At 58.3% G+C, this 4,694-nt stretch carries 5 protein-coding genes and 1 pseudogene; 4 read left to right on the forward strand and 2 right to left on the reverse strand.

Translation table 11 applies throughout. The features are described 5' to 3' along the window. Window positions 1–70: 70 nt before the first annotated feature. Together D6877_RS25765 and galU are read right to left on the reverse strand one after the other, a co-directional pair. A complete protein-coding gene (locus tag D6877_RS25765; RefSeq protein ID WP_125927270.1) occupies window positions 71–484 on the reverse strand; it encodes a mannose-1-phosphate guanylyltransferase in 414 nt (137 codons plus the stop codon). A 31-nt stretch (window positions 485–515) separates the two neighbouring features. Continuing rightward, a complete protein-coding gene (gene galU, locus D6877_RS25770; RefSeq protein WP_041477294.1) occupies window positions 516–1,349 on the reverse strand; it encodes a UTP--glucose-1-phosphate uridylyltransferase GalU in 834 nt (277 codons plus the stop codon). A 387-nt stretch (window positions 1,350–1,736) separates the two neighbouring features. Between galU and galE the strand changes: the two genes are divergently transcribed. The 4 genes and pseudogenes from galE to D6877_RS25790 form a co-directional block, all read left to right on the forward strand. Continuing rightward, window positions 1,737–2,753, forward strand: a complete 1,017-nt coding sequence (gene galE, locus D6877_RS25775) for a UDP-glucose 4-epimerase GalE (RefSeq protein ID WP_016775458.1) — start codon at window positions 1,737–1,739, stop codon at window positions 2,751–2,753. Between the two features lie 231 nt (window positions 2,754–2,984). Next, complete coding sequence (locus tag D6877_RS25780; RefSeq protein ID WP_016775457.1) at window positions 2,985–3,221, forward strand: hypothetical protein; 237 nt, start codon at window positions 2,985–2,987, stop codon at window positions 3,219–3,221. A gap of 145 nt (window positions 3,222–3,366) precedes the next feature. Next, window positions 3,367–4,428, forward strand: a complete 1,062-nt coding sequence (locus tag D6877_RS25785; RefSeq protein WP_130912529.1) for a polysaccharide biosynthesis/export family protein — start codon at window positions 3,367–3,369, stop codon at window positions 4,426–4,428. A 12-nt stretch (window positions 4,429–4,440) separates the two neighbouring features. Next, a pseudogene (locus D6877_RS25790) lies at window positions 4,441–4,694 on the forward strand (YjbF family lipoprotein); the annotation flags it as partial.

The raw sequence follows: 4,694 nt of genomic DNA on the forward strand, positions 1-4,694 counted from the left end.
AATGCTGACTGTGCCGCCGCTTTCGCGAGCAGGCTCGCTCCCACAATGGATCGGCGTGACGCCCGGGTGATCAGGCGTCGTGCTTGAAGGCGTCGATGAGCCCCAGCAGTTCGTCAAGCTTGCGCGGCATCAACCGCGCATCACAACGGGTTTCCACGTTGATGATGATCGCCGGATCGTTGCAGCAGATGCGCACGCGAAAACGCCAGTCGCTGAAGATCACTTTCAGGCCATCGCGGTCATCCATTTCCAGCGCCTGTTCGCCATACAACGTTTTCAGGTGCGCGAGCAGCGGATAGGGATCGCGCAGCGGCCGGCGAATATCGCCGGACGCAGGAAACACACCGATTCGCTCCACCAGCAGAATCGTACCCAGCCAGGTTTCGTTGGCGCTGGGCAGCGGTTGATGGCGCGACAACCAGCTCATCACCCCGAGGTTGCCCACCTCACGTTCAATCTCTGTCGAATGTTGTGCAATGTTCATGGTTGCCTGCCTCTGGTGGTGGGGAGCCGTCTCAGCGGCCCTTGAGGTACACGTTGTCGTAGCAGAAATTGGTCGCCTGCAGATAACCCTCGGCATCGCCGCAATCGAAGCGCAGGCCTTTGAATTTGTAGGCCAGCACGCAGCCGTTCTGCGCCTGTTTCATCAGTGCGTCGGTGATCTGGATTTCGCCGCCCTTGCCTGGTTCGGTGTCGGCGATCAGGTCGAAGATGTCCGGGGTGAGGATGTAGCGCCCGATGATCGCGAGGTTCGACGGCGCGTCCTGCGGCGCCGGTTTTTCCACCATGTTGTTGACTCGGTAGATGCCCTCGGAAATCAGCTCACCGGCAATCACCCCGTACTTGTGGGTCTGGTCGGCCGGGACTTCCTGGATGGCGACGATCGAGCAGCGAAATTTCCTGTACAGCTGGATCATCTGCGACAGCACGCCGTCGCCTTCGAGGTTCAGGCACAGGTCGTCGGCCAGCACCACGGCAAACGGCTCGTCGCCGATCAATGGGCGGCCGCTGAGAATGGCGTGGCCCAGGCCTTTCATTTCCACCTGACGGGTGTAGGAGAAGGTGCAGGTGTCGATCAGCTCGCGGGTGCCGGCGAGGAATTTCTCTTTCTCGGTGCCACGGATCTGGTGCTCGAGTTCGTAGCTGATGTCGAAGTGGTCTTCCAGCGCGCGCTTGCCCCGGCCGGTGACGATGGCCATGTGTTGCAGGCCGGCGTCCCGTGCTTCTTCAACGGCGTATTCGATCAACGGCTTGTTGACGATCGGCAGCATCTCTTTCGGCATGGCTTTGGTCGCCGGCAAGAAACGCGTGCCGTAGCCGGCAGCGGGGAACAAACATTTACGAATCATAAAAGTATCCTGGACAGTCATGGAACACAGGCGACGGTTGCGCACCAGAAAGTGGCGGCAAGTTTCAATGATTATTGAAGGCTTACTTTAATACCCGAGTCAGGTTGTTGCTGGCAATTAGTTGCGCTGTTAAAAAGCGCTAATGTTATGAGATGTCGACTACTTGGTTATTAGTTATTTTTAGTCGGTATCTGTCGATAGTGATAAGTATCCAGGGAGTGCTAATAAGTACCCGTCAAACAGTTTGACCGGCAAAAATAATTATTGCCAGTGGTTGAACTGAATTTGTTTGAGGTTGTTGTCGCCCTGTTTGTGTGAATTGCTCCGCATATCCACCAGGCATGGCTTGACACGCTACCGGGTATTTATTCAATGACGGACCGCGCTATGAAGATTCTGGTAACGGGTGGTGCCGGCTATATCGGCTCGCATACCACACTTGCATTGCTTGAAGCAGGTTATGAAGTTGTCGTTCTGGATAATCTTTGTAACAGCAGCGACGCAGCACTTCACGCCGTTGAAGCCATTTGCGGCAAAAGTGCATGGATGATTCGCGGCGATGTCTGCGATCGGCCGCTGCTCGACCGGATTTTCCGCGAGCATCAGATCGACGCCGTGCTGCATTTCGCCGGGCTCAAAGCCGTGGGCGAGAGTGTGCGCAAGCCGCTCGAATACTACGAAACCAACGTCGGCGGCAGCATCACCCTGTGTCAGGCGATGGCAGCGGCGGGGGTGTTCCGGCTGGTGTTCAGTTCCTCGGCGACGGTGTACGGCGAGCCTGAAGAGATGCCGATTCGCGAGGATTTTCCTACGGGCAATCCGACCAATCCCTACGGCCAGTCCAAGCTGATCGTCGAGAATGTGCTGCGCGACCTGAGCCTCGCCGAGCCGCGCTGGAGCATCGCGCTGCTGCGCTATTTCAACCCGATCGGCGCCCACGCCAGCGGGCATATGGGCGAAGACCCCAACGGCATTCCGAACAATCTGGTGCCGTATATCAGCCAGGTTGCCGTCGGCAGCCTGCGTGAGCTGTCGATCTTCGGTAATGATTACCCGACCGCCGATGGCACCGGCGTGCGCGATTACATTCATGTCGTCGATCTGGCGGATGGGCATTTGAAAGCGTTGCAGTCGATCAGCGAGCGCACCGGCATTCACACCTGGAACCTCGGCACCGGCGATGGCTACAGCGTGCTGCAAGTGCTGCATGCCTTCGAACAGGCCTGCGGGCGGCCGGTGCCGTACCGGATGATGCCGCGTCGCGCCGGTGACATTGCCGAGAGTTTTGCCGACGCGTCGAAAGCGGCGAAAGAACTCGGCTGGAAGGCCACGCGCAACTTGCAGGACATGGTCGCCGACACTTGGCGCTGGCAATCGAATCATCCCAACGGTTATTCGCGATGATGGCCATTTAGTCCGATGTTAGTTTCAGTCAGCTTGTTAGATAACGTCGGGAAATTACACTGGCAATGCCTTTTGCAAATCCGTAGATATAAACCTGCCGTTCGACTTTTAGCAGTTGCACAGGACTGTGGAAGAACAACGGATCTTGTTCGCGCTCTTTGCGGACTTGAAAGCTACCAGCTCTGACACAGATCTGTTTTTTAACAGTTCGAATGTTAGAAAGGAGTTGTTATGAAAAAAGTGATGGCAGTTGCCCTGTTGACGATGTTGAGCAACTGGGCTGCCGCAGCTGAAGCGCCGTTGACAGCGGTAACCAATGTAGGTGGCAGTGTGGCGGCTTCGCAAGCGCCAGCGGCCAGTACTGCAATGGTTGCCAGTGCTGTAGCGGCGTCCAACAGCGGCGGTAGTGCCAACGGTGGTACCACCGGTACGACGGGTACCACCGGTACAACCGGCACGCATAACTAACAGGAACATTTGTTAGTGCAGTACAGAGTCGCCCGACGCAAGTCGGGTGACTTTGTTTTTTGGATTCGCCCTTGAATAGCGTAGTGCCATTATGACTCGTAGTGTTTATCTTTTAATGTTGGCAAGTTTCGCTTTGCAAGGTTGCATGTTTTCCCCCGGTCAGTACCTGAGCACCAGCGATATCACCCGCCAGGGCGCCAGCGAAAGCAGTCGGGTCGAGCTGATTCCGATCACCCCGAAGCTGATCGCCATGAACCGCGCCACCCAGAAGCGTGAGTCGCTGCCGGCGGAGCTGCTGGTGACGCCGGCGGAATATCGCATCGGCAACAATGACGTGCTGTACATCACCGTCTGGGATCACCCGGAGCTGACCGCGCCCTCCGGCGCGCAACAACAGATCGATGCCAACGGCCGTCTGGTGCGCTCCGATGGCACGCTGTATTACCCGTTCATCAAGGAAGTCCAGGCCACCGGCCGGACCATCCAGCAACTGCGCGCCGACATCGAACAACGCTTGTCGGCATTCATCGCCGAGCCGCAGGTCGACGTCGCGGTGTTGCGCTTCGCCAGCCAGAAAGTCGTGGTCACCGGCGCCGTCACGAAGGCCGGCCCGCAAGCGATTTCGACCAATCCGCTGAGCGTGGTCGAAGCCCTCGGTTCCGCTGGCATCGACACCAACAATGCGGACTTGTCCGGGCTGCTGCTGACGCGCAACGGGCGGGTGTATCCGCTCAATCTCGACTCGCTCAATCAGCAGGATTCCGAACTGCAGAACGTCTACCTCAAGGGCGGCGATCAGCTGTATCTGCCGTACAACGACAACAAGCGCATCTACGTCATGGGCGAAGTCAACCAGCCGCGCGCGCTGAGCTTCAAGACCGCAACCATGAACCTGTCCGACGTGCTCGGTTCGGTCGGTGGCCTGAGTCAGACCAGTTCCAACGGCAATGCGGTGTACGTGATTCGCGGCGTGGAAAATCTCGACGTCGAGCCGGCCAAGATCTATCAGCTCGAAGCCGAATCGCCGACCGCCATGGCGCTGGCCTCGCACTTTCAGGTGCGGCCGCAGGATGTCGTCTACGTCGGCCCGGCCAACGTTACGCGCTGGAACCGTTTCATCAGCCAGTTGGTGCCGTCGGCGTCGATTGTCGGCACCGGGGCTTCGGCAGCGAAGAACTGGAGCGAATACAGCAACAACAGCAAATAAGGCCGCCCGACTGTGAACCTATTGAAAGTGGGCGTCTGCCTGATGGCGGCCTCGTTGCTGTGCGGCTGTAACCCGCTGATGAGCGCATCGCTGAACAACCTCAAGGCCGCCGTCGTCGGCCCCGACGAGGTTGATGTGACAGCGGCCGAAGTCGCCGGGGTCAACTACCCGCAACTGAAACTGACCACACCGTCCGGCTCAGGCGTGCTGGCGCTGGTGCGCGAGCGCGAAGACCTGCAATTCTGGGTCGCCTCCGGCAAGCAGGT

The sequence above is a fragment of the Pseudomonas sp. Sample_9 genome (assembly GCF_004307535.1).
Taxonomy (GTDB): Bacteria; Pseudomonadota; Gammaproteobacteria; order Pseudomonadales; family Pseudomonadaceae; genus Aquipseudomonas; species Aquipseudomonas mercuritolerans.